This window comes from Vibrio sp. Vb0349, assembly GCF_033338975.1.
The window spans coordinates 1-2,273 of sequence record NZ_JAWOTS010000074.1 but is presented as its reverse complement, the minus strand read 5'-3'; the positions used below and the strand labels follow the sequence as shown (position 1 = coordinate 2,273).

Below are 2,273 nucleotides of genomic sequence, written 5' to 3'. Positions count from 1 at the left end.
TAACTGAGCAAGATGACGAGAAACTTTCGGCTGACTCTCTTGCAATGCAAACGCCAAATCACCTACGCAAATTTCTCCTTCGCGGGCCACCAGCATTAAGCAGCGCACACGAGTCTCGTCAGATAAAAGCTTGAAAAACTGATGTGGAAGCATAGTTAACATACCTATATATGGATATGCGTATATGTTTATTTAATTGTGCCAAGGCGTCAAGAGCCACGCCCTTGCCTTCATAAAAGTTTCATACTAATAGAGAGAATTAGACCGTGACGACGCTTTGGCTCCAGCGAACCGCTTCACTTAACGAGGCTTTGACTTCATCGAATGACAAACCCAACTGACCCGAGAGCTTTTCGACGCCATGCCAATCAGCTCGCTCGTAGCATTCTTCTAGCGAGATCAGCACGCCGTACTCACCCTTACGATGCAGTAATGCTTGCTGCACAGAATCACTCAACGGCAGTTGCTTCACCAAGGCTTCGATCGATAAGTCGAGCATGGCATCTAAGATCGACAATAAGCCGACCATAAAGCCTTGCTCATTAAGATGAGAAAAAGGTTGGTAACGCGACATCAGCTCACAGAACTGGGCACGTTGCAAAGAGAGGTTGTACAACTCACGCGGTTTGTTGCTTGAGATGTAAGACGCCACCACCAAAGAGACAAATTGCTTCAGCTTGTCTTGACCAAGGTAAATCAGCGCCTGACGGAACGAGCTGATTTCCACCTCTAATGTGGTGATCTGGGTATTCACAAAACGCAGTAACTTGTACGACAAGGCCACATCTTGCGTAATGATGCTTTCAATGCGGTCAAAATCCGGCTCTGGCGCGCAGACTTCCCGAAACAGTTGTAACGCTAACACCTGCTCCGGACTGACGTATTTGGTTTGCGACACCAATGGCTTGCTAAAAAAGTAGCCTTGAAAGAATTTAAAACCCGCCGCTTTGGCTTGCTCAAACTCTTCTGCGGTTTCGACGCGTTCCGCTAAAAAGTGATATTTGACGCGCTTGGCGAGGTGGGTTTTAACCAGTTCACACGCTTTTTCTAGCCCCATCGCCATGATATCGAGTTTAACGATGTGCACATAAGGTAAGAAGCGACGCCACTCCGGCGTTAAGGTGAAATCATCCAGCGCGATCAAATAACCTTCTCGATATAACTCGCGAATTGCATCGAGAAGATCATCGGTAGGTTGGCAAGTCTCTAAGACTTCTACGACGATTTTGTTTTTTGGCAAGCTGCGAGGCAAACGGCGTACCAAGCTCTGATGAGGAAAGTTGATAAAGCATCGCGAAGACGCAATCACTGGGTTAGTACCCAGTGATAGAAAGTTCTCGACGATTAATCGGTATGTCGCTCGGTTTGATTCGATATGAGCGGGATAGGCGTTGCTTTCTCCATCTCTAAATAACAATTCATAACCCAGCGTCTGTCTTTTACGGTTAAAAATCGGCTGACGAGCGACATACGTTGTATTCATGCGATAGAACTACCTATAAATGGCTTAGGATTTTGCAGCCGCTAATAATGCGCCACAACCCATAAACATTGAACCGAATACTTTGTTAATTTTACCCATGATCTTGTCTGAACGGATAAAGCGTCCCATCTGCGCCGCTAACGTGGTGTAACCCAACATTACGCACGCATCAATCACCACTGTCGTCACCCCTAGCGCCAACAATTGCGTCAGTTGGTCTTTTGCAGGGTCGATAAACTGTGGGAACAACGCCACCAAAAAGACGATCGATTTAGGGTTAGTCAGGTTAATTAAAACGGCTTTATACAATAATGCGCTACCTGACATCTCTTTGTGACTCTCATTGGCAATCAAGCCTGAAGTATCACGCCATTTCTGAATACCCAACCATACAAGGTAAGCCGCGCCTACCCATTTAATGATAGTAAACGCAGTTGCCGATTGCGCCACCAGCGCACCGATGCCAGCGCCAACCAAGGCGATGTGAATCGCGAGCCCGATTTGCAGACCAACAATCGCGCCAAGCGATTTACGCGTGCCGTAACTCAAGCCATTGCTGATTGAGTTAACCGTGCCAGAACCCGGAGCCAAACTAAAAACGATTGCAGTTACCACATAGGCCAACCAAACGTGGGTATCCATTGCATTTCCTCACTAATTCTTCGATGATACATCGCGTCTACAATGTATCTTCAGGTAATCGACTAATGGCTACTAACCATTCACCTTTGACTTATACTCAAGAGACATTATTTGAGCAAGCAATTGGTGGTCCGATCGCAGCACTTTG

Annotated in this window: 3 protein-coding genes and 1 pseudogene; 1 reads left to right on the top strand and 3 read right to left on the bottom strand. The window is 46.6% G+C overall.

The annotated features are described in order from the left end of the window. From R7Q47_RS23260 to rhtB, 3 genes are all read right to left on the bottom strand, one after another. Window positions 1–153, bottom strand: a 153-nt coding sequence (locus R7Q47_RS23260; RefSeq protein WP_318089415.1) for an ArsR family transcriptional regulator, incomplete at its 3' end; no start/stop codon positions are given. A gap of 106 nt (window positions 154–259) precedes the next feature. After that, window positions 260–1,483: an EAL and HDOD domain-containing protein gene (locus R7Q47_RS23255; protein ID WP_005459079.1), complete on the bottom strand. Its 1,224-nt coding sequence runs from the start codon at window positions 1,481–1,483 to the stop codon at window positions 260–262. Window positions 1,484–1,507: 24 nt separating this feature from the next. Beyond that, window positions 1,508–2,125, bottom strand: a complete 618-nt coding sequence (gene rhtB / locus R7Q47_RS23250) for a homoserine/homoserine lactone efflux protein (protein ID WP_005459098.1) — start codon at window positions 2,123–2,125, stop codon at window positions 1,508–1,510. Between rhtB and R7Q47_RS23245 the strand changes: the two are divergent. After that, window positions 2,086–2,273: pseudogene (locus R7Q47_RS23245) on the top strand (lysophospholipase); the annotation flags it as partial. The gene rhtB and the pseudogene R7Q47_RS23245 sit on opposite strands and share 40 nt — an antisense overlap.